Below are 16,881 nucleotides of genomic sequence, written 5' to 3' on the forward strand. Positions count from 1 at the left end.
GGCTTTCCAGATGCCGGACCGCGGCGGAGGCCCGACAGGGCCACGGATGAGAGTCGGCCGGCCGTCCAGGCGTGTCCGGACCCTGCTCATGACACTGGGCGTACTGGCCGTCCTGGCCATGGCCTTTGTCATGTTCGCCGGGTTCTGGACGGACTGGCTCTGGTACCGCTCCGTCAAATATTCGTCCGTCTTCACCACCACCCTGTGGACGAAGGTCGGGCTGTTCGCCGTCTTCGGCCTGCTGATGGCCGCGGCCGTGGGTGTGAACGTCTGGCTCGCGCACCGGCTCCGGCCGCCGCTGAGCGCGATGTCGCTGGAGCAGCAGAACCTCGACCGCTACCGGATGGGCATCGCCCCGTACAAGAAGTGGGTGCTCCTGGGGATCACCGCACTGGTCGGGCTGATCGCCGGAGCCTCCGCCTCGGGGCAGTGGCGCACCTGGCTCATGTGGGTGAACGGGGTTCCCTTCGGTCAGAAGGACCCGCAGTTCAAGATGGACGTGGCGTTCTACGCGTTCGACCTTCCCTGGTACCGCTTCCTGCTGGGCTTCGGCTTCGCGGCCGCGGTCCTCTCGCTGATCGCCGCCGCCCTGGTGCACTACCTGTACGGCGGCCTGCGGATCACCAGTCCCGGCGCGCGTGCGACGGCCGCGGCCACCGGCCATCTGTCGGTGCTGCTCGGCATCTTCGTCTCGCTCAAGGCCGTGGCGTACTGGCTCGACCGGTACGGCCTGGCGGTGAAGTCCAGTGACTTCAAGGCCACCGGCAACTGGGCGGGGCTGCGTTATGTCGACGCGAACGCCTACCTCCCGGCGAAGACGATCCTCTTCTGCATCGCCGCGATCTGTGCCCTGCTGTTCTTCGCGACGCTGTGGCGCCGCACCTGGCAGCTGCCGGTCATCGGCTTCGGCCTGATGGTGCTCTCGGCGATCCTCATCGGCGGGCTCTACCCGGCGATCGTGCAGAAGTTCCAGGTCCAGCCGAACGAGCAGGCCAAGGAAGCGCCGTACATCAAGAAGAACATCGACGCGACGCGCAAGGCGTACGACATCGATGACGCCCAGGTCGACGACTATCGCGGCGTGGGCGAGGGCCAGGACAACGCCAAGCTGCGTGACGACGCCGATTCGGCGGCCAGCTACCGGCTGATCGACCCGAACGTCGTGCCGCCGACCTTCGACCAGCTCCAGCAGGAGCGCAAGTACTACCAGTTCCCCTCGACGCTGGACGTGGACCGCTACAACGGTCAGGACACCGTCGTCGGTCTGCGCGAGCTCGACCTCAGGGGCATCGACAAGCGCAACTGGATCAACGACCACTTTACCTACACCCACGGCTACGGCATGGTCGCGGCCAAGGGCACGGCCGTGAAGCCGGACACCGAGGGCGCACCGGACTTCACCGAGTCCGGCCTGCCCTCCAAGGGTTCGCTCCCCAAGTACGAGCAGCGGATCTACTACGGCGAGAAGACCGATCAGTACTCGATCGTCGGTGGCCCGCAGAAGGAGCTCGACTACGAGAAGAACGGCGAGCCCACCACGACCACCAGCTACAAGGGCAAGAGCGGGGTCAGCCTGTCGAACCCGCTGAACCGCGCCGCGTACGCGGTGGCCTTCAGTGAGCCGCAGATGCTCTACTCGGGCGCCATCGGTGAGGGCTCGCGGATTCTGTACAACCGCACGCCCAAGGAGCGCGTCGAGGCGGTCGCACCCTGGCTGTCCATCGACGGCGACGCCTATCCGGCGGTGGTCGGCAATCGCATCCAGTGGATCGTCGACGCGTACACCACCACCAACGGCTACCCCTACGCGTCGCGTACGACGCTGGGGGACACCACGGCGGACTCGCTCTCGCAGACGGACGACCAGCGTGCGGTGGTCGCCCAGCAGAACCAGGTCAACTACATCCGCAACTCGGTGAAGGCCACCGTCGACGCGTACGACGGCACGGTCAAGCTGTACCAGTGGGACACCGAGGACCCGGTGCTCAAGACCTGGATGAAGGCATTCCCCGGGACGGTGCAGCCCAAGGGCGACATCGAAGCGGGTCTGATGTCCCATCTGCGTTACCCGCAGGACCTGTTCAAGGTCCAGCGGGAGCTGCTCACCCGCTACCACGTCACCAGCCCGTCGCAGTTCTACAGCGGCAGTGACGCGTGGCAGGTGCCGGACGACCCGACGACCGGCGACAAGAGCTCGGTCCCGCCCTACTACCTGAGTCTGAAGATGCCCACGGTCAAGGGCGCGGAGGTCGATCCGGACGCGAAACAGAAGTTCTCGCTGACGACGACCTTCACGCCCAACGGACGTCCCAATCTGGGGGCGTTCATGGCGGTCGACGCCGACGCCTCCAGCAAGGACTACGGGACCATAAGACTGCTGAGAGTCACGGGCGACGTGCCGGGTCCGCAACAGGTGCAGAACCGGCTCAACAGCAATAGCGAGGTCGCCGAGTTCGTCAGGAACATGAAGGGCGCCAACTCGGACATCGAGTACGGCAACCTGCTGACGATCCCGCTCAACGACGGCTTCCTGTATGTCGAACCGGTCTACGCCCAGGGCAACAACGCCTATCCGCTCCTGAAGAAGGTCGCCGTCTCGTACGGCAAGGAGACCGTCTTCAAGAACAACCTGGCGGAAGCGCTCACGGCGGTCTTCGGCGAGGAGGGCGCGCCACCGCCGCCGGCGGCGGACGACGGCGATCCCAGCAAGCCGAAGCCACCGGCCGGTGACGGGACGCTGCAGCAGGCCATCGAGGACGCTCAGAAGGCGTACACCGATGGTGAGGAGGCCCTGAAGAAGCAGGACTGGGTCGCCTACGGCAAGGCGCAGGAGAACCTTCAGGACGCGCTTCAGCGCGCAGCCGACGCTGAGGCGAAGGCCAAGCCGGCCGGAGGCGCCAAGCCGGACGGGAAGGGCGACCCGAAGGGCGACTGAGCTGGGAGCATCCCGCGTCGTGCTAGTCTTTGGACACAACGACGCGGGGTGGAGCAGCTCGGTAGCTCGCTGGGCTCATAACCCAGAGGTCGCAGGTTCAAATCCTGTCCCCGCTACTGAAGTAGAAGACGAGGGCCCGGATCTCGAAAGAGATCCGGGCCCTCGTTGTGTGTCATCCGTGTCCGTCCTGTAACCAGGTGTCTATACGAACCACCGTTCTGGTGGGTGGAGTTGGCGCCAAAGCGTTTGGAGAGTCTCTCTGTGGGCATGTCGACAAAACGCTGAAGTGACCTCACTGGCTGCGGTATACCAGGTGTACGCGGGTTGCGGGTGGTGCGACGATGGTTTTTATGGGGGACAGGGCAACTCTGTTGGAGACAGGGCGGTTTGTGCAGCGACATCATGAGAACGCTGTGGACGCCGCGGACACCGCCGAGTCCGAGGCGCGGTACCGGCAAGCCGCCGAGCGCGGCGACACCGATTCCCTGAGCGTGCTCGGATCCCTGCTGCTGCGCCGCGGCGACCTCGACGCGGCCGAGCCCCACCTGCGGGCCGCGACCGCCGACGGCGATCGCGCCGCCGCCAACAATCTGGGCGTTCTCCTCCACCAGCGCGGGTACGCCGACGAGGCGGCCGGCTGGTGGCGCATCGCCGCCGTGGCGGGCTCCGCGGCCGCCGCGCACGCCCTCGGCCGTCACTACCGCGAGCGTGGCGACGAGCCTGCAGCCGAGTACTGGCTGCGCCAGTCCGCCGAGCAGGGCCACGCGCTGGGGGCGTACGCCCTTGCCGACCTCCTTGAGCACCGCAGCGACGTCGGCGCCGAGCGCTGGCTGCGCGCAGCCGCCGAGCAGGGCCACCGCGAGGCGGCGTACCGCCTCGCCCGCACCCTCGACCGCCGGGCCGTCGCGGAGGCGCACGCCGTGACATCGGCCTCCGGCGCCCCGCGGGACTCCGGCGTGCGCGGAGGGCGCCGCGGGGGCCGCCAGACCGGCGGCGCGGGCGCGGGGGCGGGCAACGGAGTCAACACCGGTACGGGAAACGGCACCAGCACCGGCCGTACCACGACCAACACGGGCACCACCCACACACGCCCCGGTACAGGCGTCGGCCGCACCACCGCCACCGGCATCGGCCGCATCACCCGCACTGGGCGTGACACCGCCGAGGTCGGCGCCGCCGTCGAGGCCGAGCAGTGGTATCGCCAGGCCGCCGCCCGCGGGCACCGCCGCGCCGCCCTGCACCTCGGCGCGATCCTGGAGGAGCGCGGCGAGCTCAGGGAGGCCGGCCGCTGGTACCTGACCTCCGCCAAGGACGGCGAGGCCCGCGCCGCCTGCGCCCTGGGCTTCCTGCTGCGCGACGCCGGCGACGACGGGAGCGCCGCCGTCTGGTGGCTGCGCGCCGCCCAGGACGGCGACGGCAACGCTGCCAACGCGCTGGGCGCCCTGCACGCCGCCCGCGGCGAGCAGCAGACCGCCGAGCGCTGGTACCGCGCCGCGCTGGACGCCGGGGACGTCAACGGCGCGTACAACCTGGGTCTGCTGTGCGCCGCCCAGAACCGCACCGCGCAGGCCGACCAGTGGTACCGCCGCGCCGCCTACGCGGGCCACCGTGAGGCCGCCAACGCGCTCGCCATCCTGCTGCTCCAGGGCGGCGACGCGGCCGGAGCCGAGCCTTGGTTCTCCAAGGCGGCCGAGGCGGGCAGCGTCGACGCCGCGTTCAACCTCGGCATCCTCCACGCGGGCCGCGACGACGACAGCGCGGCCTTCGTCTGGTATGAGCGCGCCGCCGCCGCCGGGCACACGGAGGCCGCGCTCCAGGTCGGCATCGCCCTGCTCAGGGACGGCGAGGAGCAGGACGCCGAGCGGCATCTGCGGTGCGCCGCGGGCAGCGGCAGCGCGGAGGCCGCCTTCCGCCTCGCCACGCTGCTCGACTCCCGCCAGCCCCCCGCGGGGCCGCCCGAGCTCGGTGAGGTGCTGGACGAGAAGACGGAGTGCGAGGAGTGGTACGAGCGCGCCGCCGAGCAGGGCCACCGCCGCGCCCAGGTGCGGGTCGGCATGCTCGCGGCCCGGCGCGGCGACCTGGAGGCCGCCGCGCGCTGGTACCGCGAGGCCGCCGAGGCGGGCAGCCGCAACGGCGCGTTCAACCTGGGACTGCTGCTCGCCCGCGAGGGAAGCGAGCCGGAGGCCGCCCTGTGGTGGTCCCGCGCAGCCAAGGCCGGGCACGGCCGCGCCGCGCTGCGGCTCGCGCTGCTCGCAGCCCGCCGCGGCGAGCTCGACGAGGGCCAGCGGTGGTGCGCGCGGGCGGTGGAGCTCGGCCCCGCCGAGGTGACCGAGCGGGCCGCGCGACTGCGCGAGGCGCTGCACCAGGAGCTCACGGCGTAGGAGCGCCTCGGACGATCAGGAGGCGGCCGGGAACAGCCGGGAACCGCCAGGTCGCAGCCCTGCCGGGGCCCTGTCGGGGCCGGTGCGAAAGGGATTTGCACTGGCCGACACCGCGACGTACAGTCAGGTTTACCGACGCGGGGTGGAGCAGCTCGGTAGCTCGCTGGGCTCATAACCCAGAGGTCGCAGGTTCAAATCCTGTCCCCGCTACTGAAGAAGAAAACGAAGGCCCGGGACTCGCAAGAGTCCCGGGCCTTCGTCGTACGCCGTGGTCGCACCGGCGGCATCGCCGACCGGCCCGACGAACCGTCGTCGGGCCGACTTGCTGTCCGGTGTGTCAGGTATCCGGTGTCTCAGGGATCAGGCCGAGGCGCAGTTCGGGCAGACGCCGCGGTACGTCATCTCGACGTCCGAGATCGTGAAGCCGAACCGCTCGGCGTCCGGCAGGTCCGCGAGCGGATTGCCCGACGGGTGTACGTCGCGGATGGCGCCGCACCGCGCGCACACCAGGTGCTGGTGCGGGTGGTGGGCGTTCGGGTCGTAGCGCTTGGCCCGGCGGTCCGTCGAGACTTCGAGCACCTCGCCCAGGGAAACCATCTCGCCCAGCGTGTTGTACACCGTTGCCCGGGAGATCTCGGGCAGCTTGGCCACGGCGCGTGCGTGCACCTCGTCGGCCGTCAGGTGGACGTGGTCCCCGTCCAGGACTTCGGCCACGACACGCCGCTGCGCGGTCATGCGCCAGCCGCGTCCGCGCAGGCGTTCCAACAGGTCACTCATGGGGACCAGCCTAACAGTGGAGGGACCAGGTCCCGAACGGGTGTGACTTTGGATAGTTGCTTGACTTAGACAGAGTCCATCGTAGGATCGGGTTAGGCAAACGCCAAGGGACAGGACTTGCAGGTATGACGCAGGAGGCGCACGTGACGCAGGGACCGCTTACGACGGAGGCCGGTGCGCCGGTCGCCGACAACCAGAACAGTGAGACCGCGGGCGTCGGCGGTCCGGTTCTGGTTCAGGACCAGGCGCTGCTCGAGAAGCTCGCCCACTTCAACCGTGAGCGCATCCCGGAGCGCATCGTGCACGCGCGCGGCGCCGGTGCGTACGGCACCTTCACGCTGACCCGCGACGTCTCGCAGTGGACGCGTGCGAAGTTCCTCTCCGAGGTCGGCAAGCAGACCGAGACGTTCCTGCGCTTCTCGACCGTCGCGGGCAACCTCGGCTCTGCGGACGCGGTGCGTGACCCGCGCGGCTTCGCGCTGAAGTTCTACACCGAAGAGGGCAACTACGACCTCGTCGGCAACAACACCCCCGTGTTCTTCATCAAGGACGCCATCAAGTTCCCCGACTTCATCCACACCCAGAAGCGCGACCCGTACACCGGCTCGCAGGAGGCGGACAACGTCTGGGACTTCTGGGGTCTGTCGCCCGAGTCGACGCACCAGGTGACCTGGCTCTTCGGTGACCGCGGCATCCCCGCGACGCTGCGCCACATGAACGGGTACGGCTCGCACACGTACCAGTGGAACAACGAGGCCGGCGAGGCCTTCTGGGTCAAGTACCACTTCAAGACCGACCAGGGCATCAAGAACCTCACCACCGAGGACGCCAACCAGCTCTCCGGCATGGATCCGGACAGCCACCAGCGCGACCTGCGCGAGTCCATCGAGCGCGGCGATTTCCCGTCCTGGACGGTGCAGGTGCAGATCATGCCGGCGGCCGACGCGGCGAGCTACCGCTTCAACCCGTTCGACCTGACCAAGGTCTGGCCGCACGCGGACTACCCGCCGGTCGAGATCGGCAAGCTGGAGCTCAACCGCAACCCGGAGAACATCTTCGCCGAGGTCGAGCAGTCGATCTTCAGCCCCGCGCACTTCGTGCCGGGCATCGGCCCGTCCCCGGACAAGATGCTCCAGGGCCGTCTCTTCGCGTACGGCGACGCCCACCGCTACCGCGTCGGCATCAACGCCGACCACCTCCCGGTGAACCGTCCGCACGCCACCGAGGCGCGCACCAACAGCCGCGACGGCTTCCTTTACGACGGCCGCCACGCGGGCGCCAAGAACTACGAGCCCAACAGCTTCGGTGGTCCGTTCCAGACGGACAAGCCGATGTGGCAGCCCACCCCGGTCGCCGGCGCCACCGGCAACCACGAGGCCCCCAGCCACGCCGAGGACAACGACTTCGTCCAGGCGGGCAACCTCTACCGGATGCTGTCGGAGGACGAGAAGGGCCGTCTGATCGACAACCTCGCGGGCTTCATCTCCAAGGTGTCGCGCGACGACATCGCGGAGCGCGCGGTCAACAACTTCCGTCAGGCCGACGGCGACTTCGGTAAGCGCCTGGACACCGCGGTCCAGGCCCTGCGCGGCTAGGGGGGTGTCCTGAAGATCTTGAAATCACGCCCGTATTACACCATTTCGACGGGATTGGCATTTACTGGCAATCCGGGGTGATCCGGGCGGCCGGAGCAAGATCTTTATCGGCCTTCTGGCTGGTCGGATCGCTTGTCGTGGGAAGAGGGCCGGGTTCCCCCAGGGGAGCCCGGCCCTTCTGTGCCGTGTGAGGCCGTGGCGCTTCGGGGTTGCCCGGTCGCCTCAGCCCGCGAGCACGGTCGTCGGGTGGCTGCGGGCCGGTGACCAGCAGCGGATGATGTCGCGGACGGATACGACGCCGACCGGGCCGTTGCCGTCGAGGACGACGAGATGGCGGAAGCCGCCGTGCGTCATGGCCTCCGCGGCCTTTTCGAGGGTCCAGGACGGCGCGGCGAAGACGACATCGGTGGTGGTGTGCGTGCCGGCGGTCTCGAAGTCGGGGTTCTGGCCGGTCCCGATCGCGATGAGGATGTCACGTTCGGTCAGGATGCCGAGTCCACCGGCGTCGGTGTCGAAGACGACGGCCGCCCCGACATGGCGCTCCGCCATCAGCCGGGCGGCCTGGCGGAGTGTGTGGGTGGGGCCGATGGTGAGGACCATCGTGCTCATGGCGTCACGGACGAGCATGGGCGGAGCCACCTCCTTGGTGAACGGCCTACGAGAAGCAATTCACAAGTTCACAAGTGGGGGGACTCCCAGAGTGACAGCCGCAAGCTGGGTCAACAAGGGGGCGCGGGGGGACGGGCGGCCGAGAAGATGCTCCCGTGCGCCGGTTTCGCCGGGCCCTCGCCCACGCGGCACGGTCATTTCGCCGTCGTGCCGCGCCGTCCCGCTGCCGTACCGCCTTCGAATCAGCCGCGCAGATAGCCCAGCATCTCCGAATGCAGCAGCCCGTTGGACGCCGCCGCATTGCCGCCGTGCGGTCCCGTCACCCCGTCGAGGCTGGTGAAGACCCCGCCGGCCTCCTGAACGATGATCGTCGTCGCCGCCATGTCCCAGAGCGACAGTTCGGGCTCAGCGCAGATGTCCACCGCACCCTCGGCGACCATCATGTACGGCCAGAAGTCGCCGTACCCGCGGGTACGCCAGCAGTCACGGGTCAGATCCAGGAAGCCGTCGAGCCGCCCCTGCTCCTCCCAGCCGCTGAGCGAGGAGTACGCGAACGACGCGCTCGCGATCTCGTCGACCTTGGAGACACGCAGCCGGGTCGCGGAGGTGAGACTGCGGCCGGTGTACGCGCCGCCGCCCTTCGCCGCCCACCAGCGCCGGCCCAGCGCGGGCGCGGACACCACGCCCATCACGGGCTGGAAGCCGTTCTCGCCCGCCTCCATGAGCGCGATCAGCGTCGCCCAGACCGGCACGCCGCGCACATAGTTCTTGGTGCCGTCGATCGGGTCGATGACCCAGCGCCGCGGGCCGGTGCCCTGCAGCCCGTACTCCTCGCCCAGCACCGCGTCCCGCGGCCTGCCGCGGTGGAGGTGGCTGCGGATGAGCTCCTCGGCGGCCTTGTCGGCCTCGGTCACCGGCGTCATGTCCGGTTTGGTCTCGACCTTCAGATCCAGAGCCTTGAAGCGCTCCATCGTCGTGGCGTCGGCGGCGTCCGCGAGGACATGGGCAAAGCGCAGATCATCGTGATAGTCGGGCATGACCGAACAGTATCGACCGCCCTCCGCGCGAACCACAGCGTCCCGTGGCCGAGCCTCGTCGTCCCGTTGCCGGGCTCTTGACAGTGCCCGGCAGCGAGTCAACTCTGACACTGGAGCAAGCCGTGCGATCCGTACGGCCCGGGACCCCCGACCCGGGAGGCGATGCGATGCCCACAGCGCGAGATGCCTTACTTGACGCGGCCTTCATCGCGCTCGCCGACCGGCCCTGGTCCGGGGTGCGCATGGTCGATGTGGCCTCCTCTGCCGGGGTGTCCCGGCAGACCCTCTACAACGAGTTCGGCAGCAAGGACGGCCTGGCCCGCGCGCTGGTGCTGCGGGAGGCCGACGCGTATCTGGCGGGCGTGGAGCGGGCGCTGGCCGAGCGGTCGGGCGATCTCCGGGACCGGCTGCTGTCCGTCGCCGAGTGGACCGCGGGGGCGGCCCGCGCCAATCCGCTCGTACGCGCCCTCCTCACCGGCTGCTGGGGCGAGCGGCTGCCCGCACCCCACCCGGCCGGCCTCGGGGCGGGCACCCGCGGACCGCCGTCGCCCGGGCCCGCCCAGCGGCGTGCCGACATAGGCACGCCCGCGCCCGCAGAGCTGATCGCGGCGGTGCGGGACAAGACGGTGGCGGCGGAGGAGCGGGGGCGTTCGGACCGGAAGGATCCGAGGCCTTCGGGGGATTCGAGGGCCGCGAAGGATGAGGCCGGGGAACTCGCGTACCGCTGCGAGCTGACCGTGCGGCTCGCACTCTCGTACGTCGTCGCTCCCGCGAGCTCCCGGGAGGAGTTCGGGCGGCTGATCGGGGCCGCCCTCGCGGGCGGCGCCGGGGTCAGTGGGCCGAGCCCGAGAGCTGCAGGCCGATGACCCCGATGACCACCAGGGAGATCGAGACGAGCTTGAGCGTGGAGACCACGTCGCCGAGGAAGACCATGCCGTAGATCGCGGTGCCCGCCGCGCCGATGCCCGTCCACACGGCGTACGCGGGACCCACGTCGAGCTTCCTCAGCGCGAGCGTGAGGAGGCCGAAACTGCCCAGCGCGAACGCGCAGAAGGCAACTGTCGGCCAGAGCCTCGTGAAGCCGTGCGAGAGCTTCAGGCACACCGCGAAACCCGTTTCGAGGAGTCCCGCCACCACTACCAGCAGCCACGCCATGGTCTGTGCCTCCCGCATCGGTGACTGCTTCGTCGCTCGTGGTGCGAGTATGCACTTACCAGCGGCGGTGGGCGGCAAACGTGCCGGACACCCTCCGGATCAGTCGCCTTCCCGCCGTTCCCGCGTGGCGAGCAGCCGCCGCAGCGAGTCGAGACGGATCGGGTCGGCGTGCCCGTCGGCCACCCACCGGTCCAGCGCGCACTCCGGCTCGTCGTGGGTGCACCCGCGCGGACAGTCGGCCGTGCCCGGCTCCAGGTCGGGGAAGGCCAGGATGACGCGCGACGGGTCCACATGATGCAGCCCGAAGGAACGCACGCCCGGAGTGTCGATCACCCAGCCGTGGCCGCCCGACAGGGGCAACGCGAGCACCGAAGTGGTGGTGTGCCGGCCGCGGCCGGTGACCGCGTTGACATGACCGGTCGTACGCCACTGATCCTCCGGCACCAGCGCGTTGACCAGGGTCGTCTTTCCGACACCCGAGTGCCCGACGAAGGCCGTGACGTGGTCGTCCAGATGCTTGCGGACCAGCTCGGTCGCCGCGCCGCTCTGCAACTCCTCGCGGCTGGTCACCAGATACGGGATGCCGAGCGGGCGGTAGGTGTCGAGCAGCTGCTCCGCGGAGGCCAGGTCCGACTTGGTCAGCACCAGGAGCGGGGAGAGCCCGGCGTCGTACGCCGCGACCAGACAGCGGTCGATCATGCGCGGGCGCGGTTCGGGGTCCGCGAGCGCGGTGACGATCGCCAGCTGATCGGCGTTGGCGACGACCACACGCTCGTACGGATCGTCGTCGTCGGCGGTACGGCGCAGCACCGAGACGCGCGGCTTGACCCGGATGATGCGGGCCAGGGTGTCCTTGTCGCCCGATAGGTCGCCGACGATACCGACGCGGTCACCCACCACCACGGACTTGCGGCCCAGCTCGCGGGCCTTCATCGCGATCACGGTGCGATGCTCGACGAGGCAGGTGACGCGGCCCCGGTCGACCGTCAGGACGAAGCCCTCGACGGCGTCCTCGTGCGCGGGACGGGTGTGCGTGCGCGGCCGGTTGCCCTTGCGGTTGGGGCGGATCCGGATGTCGTCCTCGTCGGGGTTCTTCCCGTAGCGACGCATGTCCTCAGGCCCCGAGCATTCCGGTCCACATCTGCGGAAAGTCCGGCAGCGTCTTGGCGGTCGTGCCGACGTTCTCGATCTGTACGTCCTTCACGGCGAGGCCGATGATCGCGCCCGCGGTCGCCATCCGGTGGTCGTCGTAGGTGTGGAAGATCCCGCCGTGCAGCCGGCGCGGCCTGATGCGCAGGCCGTCCTCGGTCTCGGTGACATCGCCGCCGAGCCCGTTGATCTCCTTGGTGAGAGCGGCGAGCCGGTCGGTCTCGTGCAGCCGAAGATGCGCGACGCCGCGCAGTACGGACTCGGAGTCGGCCAGGGCCGCGACCGCCGCGATGCCGGGGGTGAGCTCGCCGACGTCACCCAGATCGACGTCGATGCCCCGGACGGTCCCGGTGCCGGTGAAGGTCAGCCCCAGCTCGGTCAGCTCGTACGAGCCACCCATCGCGGTGAAGATCTCGCGCAGCGCGTCGCCCGGCTGGGTGGTGTGCTCGGGCCAGTCCGGGATGGTCACGCGACCGCCGGTGATCAGGGCGGCGGCGAGGAACGGCTGGGCGTTGGACAGGTCGGGCTCGACGGTGAGGTCGCGGCCGAGCATGGCGCTGGGGGCGACCCGCCAGACGTTCGGCTCGCCGCCGGACTCCGGGCTGTCCACCTGGGCGCCGACCGCGCGCAGCATGTCGACGGTCATCAGGATGTGCGGCAGGGAGGGAAGGCTGGCGCCGGTGTGACGCACCTCCACGCCCTGGTTGAAGCGCGGGGCGGAGAGCAGCAGCGCGCTGACGAACTGCGAGGAGGAGGACGCGTCGATGGACACCGGGCCACCGTCGAGCGCGCCGGCGCCGTGCACGGTCAGCGGGAGCGCGCCGCGGCCGTCGTCGTCGATGCGGGCACCGAGGGTGCGCAGCGCTTCGATGACGGCGCCGAGCGGGCGCTCGTACGACCTGGGGTCGCCGTCGAAGCGGATGGGGCCGTCGGCGAGCGCCGCGACGGGGGGCAGGAAGCGCATCACCGTGCCGGCGTTGCCGACATCGACCGTGGCCGGGCCGTGCAGGCCCGCCGGGATGACCCGCCAGGCCTCGCCGGAGCCGTCGGGGCCGATGCCCTCCTCGATGCCGACGCCGGTGGCGCGCAGCGCCTCGGCCATCAGCAGAGTGTCGCGGGAGCGCAGCGGGCGGCGCAGCCAGCCCGGCTCGGCGGCGAGGGCGGCCAGGACCAGACCACGGTTGGTGACCGATTTCGAGCCGGGCACGGTGACGGTCGCGTCGACGGCTTCGCCCGCGCGCGGCGCGGGCCAGAGGGCGGGGTGCACGGGGCTTTCGGTCATGGCCCCTACTTTAATGGCTCCCGGCGGACCCAGATCTTGATCAAATATGCTGAAACCGGGGCGTAACCGGGGCGTGCTAGAGGCCGAGAAGCCAACGGCCGCCGCCGAGGAGCGCGCAGATCGACACGACGTGGAAGAGAAGCAGCCACATCAGGGGCGGGACATGCGTCAGCCGCGACAGCTGATCGGCGTCCGAATCGGGGGCTCCGCCGTGGCGCCGCTTGGACTGGAGCTCGAAGGCGGGTCGTACGCCCCCGAGGAGCAGGAACCAGACCGAGGCGTACGCGAAGGCGGCCTGCACCTCCGGGGTCGTCAGCCAGGAGATCAGCAGGAACGCGGCGCCCGTGACGATCACGGTGAGCGCGCCGTACGCGTTGCGGACCATCACCAGCATGGCGATGAGCAGGGCGGTCGCGACCCACAGGAAGAGCGTGATGTGGTTCGCGGCGAGCAGCCAGGCTCCGCCCAGGCCGAGCAGCGACGGCGCGGTGTAGCCGGCGGCGGCGGTGAGGATCATCCCGATGCCGGTCGGCTTGCCGCGGCTGACGGTGAGCCCGGAGGTGTCCGAGTGCAACCGGATCCCGTCGAGGCTGCGCCCGGTCAGCAGAGCGACAAGACCGTGACCGCCCTCATGGGCGATGGTGACGGCGTTGCGGGTCAGCCGCCAGAGGGGGCGCGGGGTGACGGCGACGAGCGCGACCAGCGCGGTCACGATCACGAGCCACTGGTCAGGGTCGGGCTGGGTGCCGAAGACGCGGTTCCACAGGTCGCCGAGATTGGTGCTGTCCATGATGCGGGCGGCTCCTTGGGGCTTGGCGGTCTTGCCTGTCCGGGCGGCTCGGCCGGTCCGGGGCTGTCGGCTCGGCCGGCCCCGCGGTCGGGGCAGTCTGGCACCTCGGTGCGGATGGTCGGTAAGACGCCGGATTCTCGCGCATCGTTCCTGACGGAGCATGGGTGGGGCGCATGTCATACGTCCGCGATCGTTTCCGGCCGACCGGTCACCCGGCGCGGGGCGGCTCCACGCGGGGCCGTCCTCTGCCCGGAGCTCGCTCCCGGTGGGTGGGGTTTGGCAGCATGGGTGGTGCGTGGAAGTGGAGTGGCGGTCGGGAGGGGGCGGAAGCATGTGTGGACGGTTTGCGGCGAGTCGGGGGCCCGAGGATCTTGTCGGGCTCTTCGGGGTGGAGATGTGGGAGCCCACCGAGGCGCTCGCGTCCGACTGGAACGTGGCTCCCACCAAAGAGGTCCAGGTGGTGCTGGAGCGGCCGGTCAAGGCGTCGGACGAGCAGCGTCCGGTGCGGCAGCTGCGGAAGCTGAAGTGGGGGCTCGTGCCGTCCTGGGCGAAGTCGCCCGAAGGCGGCGCGCGGATGATCAACGCGCGAGCCGAGACAGTGCACGAGAAGCCGTCGTTCCGACGGCCGTTCGCCGCGCGGCGCTGCATCGTTCCCGCCGACGGGTACTACGAGTGGGTCACCGGCACGCAGGAGCGCGAGCTGGAGGTGGAGGGGAAGAAGAAGCGGGCCCGGAAGCAGCCGTACTTTGTGACGCCCGCGGACGGGTCGGTGATGGCCATGGCGGGGCTGTACGAGTTCTGGCGGGACCGGACCCTGCCCGACGACCATCCGCAGGCCTGGTGGGCGACCTGCTCGGTGATCACCACGGAGGCGGAGACGTCCCCGCTGGGGGTGGCGCCGGCCGAGGGCCCGGGGTCGCTGGCCGACATCCATCCCCGGATGCCGCTGATGCTGCTGCCGGACCGGTGGGACGCGTGGCTGGACCCCGCGAGGACGGACGCGGAGGACGTACGGGCGCTGCTGGCGCCGCCGCCGGGCGGGCTGATGCGGGCGTACCCGGTGGGGACGGCCGTGAGCAACGTACGCAACAACGGGCCGGAGCTGCTCGACGAGCTGGCCGGGCCGGAAGTGGGCACGTTGTTCTGAGAGGCGCGGCACAGAGGTGCGGGCCGCGCGCGGCAGGATGTCCGTGTGACAGCGAGTGAGATGGTTCAGACCTCAGCGGGCGACGCCCGCATCACCTGGGTGGCCGCCGAGCAGGCACGGCTCGTGCTGGCCGTCAGCCATGGCGCCGGCGGAGGGATCGAGGCCCGGGACCTTGTCGCCCTGGCGGGTGCGCTGCCCGACCACGGCGTGACGGTGGCTCTGGTGGAGCAGCCCTGGCGGGTGGCCGGCAAGCGGGTGGCTCCCGCGCCCAAGACCCTGGACGCCGGGTGGCGAGGGGTGTGGCCGGCGCTGGAGAAGGCCGGGCTGCCGGTCGTCGCGGGCGGGCGCAGCGCGGGGGCGCGCGTCGCCTGTCGGACGGCGCGCGAGCTGGGGGCGTGCGCCGTGCTGGCGCTCAGCTTTCCGCTGCACCCTCCGGGCAGGCCGGAGAAGTCCCGGGCGGCCGAGCTCCTGGGCGCCGGGGTACCCACGTTGGTCGTACAGGGCGGGAACGATCCTTTCGGGAAGCCGGCCGAGTTCCCGGAGGGCGACCACCGGCTCCTGGAGGTGCCGTACGGGGATCACGGATTCGCCGTACCGAAGAAGGCCGAGGGGGGTCAGGAGCGGGCCCTGGAGGTGCTGACCGAAGGTGTGGTGAGCTGGATCGACGGGCTTCGGGAATGTTGACCCGGGGCCCGCTGTTGTTCGGTTCGTCGACATACGCAGCACTTACGTGGAGAGGAAGTCCGTCGCATGGGTTCGACCATCTGCCCTAGCCGCTCGCACGCCGCTGACCTGGAGTGGACGGTGCTGACCGCGGCCAAGACCGTCCCTCTTCGGGCGGCGGACGGGACGGATCGTCGTCTATCCTCCGATTCGAGTGGGTCCGCATTCGGGCTCGCCACGGCGTTGGAGGAGGTGGGTCCGGTCACTGGGACCGACACAGGGACCGACGACGGCCAGGCGGCTGAGGACAGCGCGCAGGAGAGCACCACCGAGCGCAACGCGCGCTTCGAGCGGGACGCTCTGGGTTTCCTCGACCAGATGTACTCGGCCGCCCTGCGTATGACACGTAATCCGGCCGACGCGGAGGACCTGGTGCAGGAGACGTACGCGAAGGCGTACGGGTCCTTCCACCAGTTCCGTGAGGGCACGAATCTGAAGGCGTGGCTGTACCGCATTCTGACGAACACCTTCATCAACGCGTACCGCAAGAAGCAGCGGGAGCCGCAGCGCAGTGGCGCCGAGGAGATCGAGGACTGGCAGCTCGCGCGCGCCGAGTCGCACATGTCGACGGGCCTGCGTTCCGCGGAGTCCCAGGCGCTCGACCACCTGCCCGACTCGGACGTCAAGTCCGCGCTGCAGGCGATCCCCGAGGAGTTCCGCATCGCGGTCTATCTCGCGGACGTAGAGGGCTTTGCGTACAAGGAGATCGCGGACATCATGGGAACACCCATCGGTACGGTGATGTCCCGGCTGCACCGGGGCCGCCGTCAACTGCGCGGCATGCTTGAGGACTACGCGCGTGACCGCGGGCTGGTCCCGGCGGGCGCCGGGGACTCGCACGATCGGAAAGGCTCGGGCTCATGAGCTGCGGAGAGCCGCACGAGACTGATTGCTCCGAGGTCCTGGACCATCTCTATGAGTTCCTCGACCACGAGATGCCCGACAGTGACTGCACCAAGTTCGAGGTGCACTTCGAGGAGTGCTCCCCGTGCTTGGAGAAGTACGGCCTGGAGCAGGCCGTGAAGAAGCTGGTGAAGCGCTGCTGCGGCAGTGACGACGTACCCTCCGACCTGCGGTCGAAGGTCCTGGGGCGGATCGATCTGATCCGCTCCGGCCAGGCGGTGCCCGAGCAGGACGTGACGCTCACGAACGCCGCGGACCAGCCGGTCGCCAAGGAGGCGTAGGGCTCGCTCCCCGGGGTGCCCGACGGGTGCCGCGCATGCCTCCCGTACATCCCTTTACGACCTCGGGGGCAATAGCGCGCGGGCTCCCGGCGTCCTGTGACTCCGCCTCCGGCGTTG

Annotated in this window: 15 protein-coding genes and 2 tRNA genes; 10 read left to right on the plus strand and 7 right to left on the minus strand. The window is 70.1% G+C overall.

Annotation, left to right across the window (positions count from 1 at the left end):
* The first annotated feature begins 10 nt into the window (after window positions 1-10).
* The 4 genes from QMK30_RS10910 (at window position 11) to QMK30_RS10925 (ending at window position 5,526) form a co-directional block, all read left to right on the plus strand.
* A complete protein-coding gene (locus QMK30_RS10910) occupies window positions 11-2,935 on the plus strand; it encodes a UPF0182 family membrane protein (RefSeq protein WP_283517457.1) in 2,925 nt (974 codons plus the stop codon).
* A 42-nt stretch (window positions 2,936-2,977) separates the two neighbouring features.
* A tRNA-Met gene (locus QMK30_RS10915) sits at window positions 2,978-3,051 on the plus strand.
* 225 nt (window positions 3,052-3,276) lie between these two features.
* Entirely contained in the window at window positions 3,277-5,316 is a 2,040-nt protein-coding gene (locus QMK30_RS10920) for a tetratricopeptide repeat protein (protein WP_283517201.1), read from the plus strand.
* A 136-nt stretch (window positions 5,317-5,452) separates the two neighbouring features.
* Window positions 5,453-5,526 (plus strand) — tRNA-Met (locus tag QMK30_RS10925).
* A gap of 150 nt (window positions 5,527-5,676) precedes the next feature.
* Here the strand turns inward: QMK30_RS10925 and QMK30_RS10930 are convergent.
* A complete protein-coding gene (locus tag QMK30_RS10930; protein WP_283517203.1) occupies window positions 5,677-6,093 on the minus strand; it encodes a Fur family transcriptional regulator in 417 nt (138 codons plus the stop codon).
* 125 nt (window positions 6,094-6,218) lie between these two features.
* Here QMK30_RS10930 and QMK30_RS10935 point away from each other — a divergent pair, with 125 nt between their 5' ends.
* On the plus strand, window positions 6,219-7,688 hold the full coding sequence (locus tag QMK30_RS10935; protein WP_283517205.1) for a catalase: 1,470 nt from the start codon (window positions 6,219-6,221) through the stop codon (window positions 7,686-7,688).
* A gap of 222 nt (window positions 7,689-7,910) precedes the next feature.
* Here the strand turns inward: QMK30_RS10935 and QMK30_RS10940 are convergent, their stop codons facing one another.
* A complete protein-coding gene (locus tag QMK30_RS10940) occupies window positions 7,911-8,315 on the minus strand; it encodes a CBS domain-containing protein (RefSeq protein ID WP_283517206.1) in 405 nt (134 codons plus the stop codon).
* 224 nt (window positions 8,316-8,539) lie between these two features.
* On the minus strand, window positions 8,540-9,334 hold the full coding sequence (hisN, locus tag QMK30_RS10945) for a histidinol-phosphatase (protein ID WP_283517209.1): 795 nt from the start codon (window positions 9,332-9,334) through the stop codon (window positions 8,540-8,542).
* Window positions 9,335-9,501: 167 nt separating this feature from the next.
* Between hisN and QMK30_RS10950 the strand changes: the two genes are divergently transcribed.
* Window positions 9,502-10,200, plus strand: a complete 699-nt coding sequence (locus QMK30_RS10950; protein WP_283517210.1) for a TetR/AcrR family transcriptional regulator — start codon at window positions 9,502-9,504, stop codon at window positions 10,198-10,200.
* Here the strand turns inward: QMK30_RS10950 and QMK30_RS10955 are convergent.
* The 4 genes from QMK30_RS10955 to QMK30_RS10970 form a co-directional block, all read right to left on the minus strand.
* On the minus strand, window positions 10,166-10,489 hold the full coding sequence (locus QMK30_RS10955; protein ID WP_283517458.1) for a DMT family transporter: 324 nt from the start codon (window positions 10,487-10,489) through the stop codon (window positions 10,166-10,168). The genes QMK30_RS10950 and QMK30_RS10955 overlap by 35 nt on opposite strands.
* Window positions 10,490-10,588: 99 nt before the next feature.
* Window positions 10,589-11,599 (minus strand): ribosome small subunit-dependent GTPase A, encoded by a 1,011-nt coding sequence (gene rsgA, locus QMK30_RS10960; protein ID WP_283517212.1) that lies wholly within the window; start codon window positions 11,597-11,599, stop codon window positions 10,589-10,591.
* Between the two features lie 4 nt (window positions 11,600-11,603).
* Window positions 11,604-12,920 carry a 3-phosphoshikimate 1-carboxyvinyltransferase gene (gene aroA / locus QMK30_RS10965; RefSeq protein WP_283517214.1) on the minus strand — a complete coding sequence of 439 codons (1,317 nt, stop codon included), beginning with the start codon at window positions 12,918-12,920 and terminating at the stop codon, window positions 11,604-11,606.
* A gap of 76 nt (window positions 12,921-12,996) precedes the next feature.
* Window positions 12,997-13,710, minus strand: coding sequence for a M50 family metallopeptidase (locus tag QMK30_RS10970; RefSeq protein WP_283517215.1), 714 nt, complete (start codon window positions 13,708-13,710; stop codon window positions 12,997-12,999).
* Between the two features lie 331 nt (window positions 13,711-14,041).
* Between QMK30_RS10970 and QMK30_RS10975 the strand changes: the two genes are divergently transcribed.
* The 4 genes from QMK30_RS10975 (at window position 14,042) to rsrA (ending at window position 16,764) form a co-directional block, all read left to right on the plus strand.
* Window positions 14,042-14,857: an SOS response-associated peptidase gene (locus QMK30_RS10975; protein WP_283517216.1), complete on the plus strand. Its 816-nt coding sequence runs from the start codon at window positions 14,042-14,044 to the stop codon at window positions 14,855-14,857.
* 60 nt (window positions 14,858-14,917) lie between these two features.
* A complete protein-coding gene (locus tag QMK30_RS10980) occupies window positions 14,918-15,541 on the plus strand; it encodes an alpha/beta hydrolase family protein (protein ID WP_283517217.1) in 624 nt (207 codons plus the stop codon).
* Window positions 15,542-15,772: 231 nt separating this feature from the next.
* Complete coding sequence (locus QMK30_RS10985) at window positions 15,773-16,444, plus strand: sigma-70 family RNA polymerase sigma factor (RefSeq protein WP_283517460.1); 672 nt, start codon at window positions 15,773-15,775, stop codon at window positions 16,442-16,444.
* Window positions 16,441-16,764: a mycothiol system anti-sigma-R factor gene (gene rsrA, locus QMK30_RS10990; protein ID WP_283517218.1), complete on the plus strand. Its 324-nt coding sequence runs from the start codon at window positions 16,441-16,443 to the stop codon at window positions 16,762-16,764. The genes QMK30_RS10985 and rsrA overlap by 4 nt, the downstream gene beginning before the upstream one ends.
* Window positions 16,765-16,881 lie beyond the last annotated feature (117 nt).

The organism is Streptomyces sp. H27-C3 (assembly GCF_030063415.1).
Classification (GTDB): Bacteria; Actinomycetota; Actinomycetes; order Streptomycetales; family Streptomycetaceae; genus Streptomyces.